Here is a 351-nt window from a genome sequence, read left to right as displayed (position 1 = left end):
GCGTCGATCAGGGCGAGCAGGACCAGCGGTCCGAGGAGTGCGAGTGTCATGCCCCGACCCTCCGCCCGCGCGGGTGCGTGGCGCGTCGGCCGGTCGGCCGATCCTCGCGGGTGGGGGCTACATCCTTCGGCGTATGCCGGAAGGGCGGCGTGCGTGCTGCAATGGCACGGTGAACCAGACCGCCGACCTGCCGCGGCGCGACGTCGACCTCGACGTGCGCGGGCCGCTGCTGATGGCGGTGGTGGGGCTGCTGCTCCTGCAGATCGACCTCGTCGACATCTGGGGCGACAGCCTGCCCGGGCCCGACAACCGGTGGTGGCACGCGGTGCCGCTGCTGGCGCTGTGCGCGCT

The 351-nt window shown here is 73.5% G+C and carries 1 protein-coding gene; it reads left to right on the top strand.

Annotated features, from left to right (window positions below; genetic code table 11):
• Nucleotides 1-169: 169 nt before the first annotated feature.
• On the top strand, nucleotides 170-351 hold a 182-nt coding region (locus B2P18_RS08995), incomplete at its 3' end, for a hypothetical protein (protein WP_286958169.1).

This window comes from Arsenicicoccus sp. UBA2120, assembly GCF_002330965.1.
Lineage (GTDB): Bacteria > Actinomycetota > Actinomycetes > Actinomycetales > Dermatophilaceae > Arsenicicoccus > Arsenicicoccus bolidensis.
The sequence above is the reverse complement of the archived record's forward strand: the minus strand, read 5'-3'. Positions and strand labels throughout refer to the sequence as shown.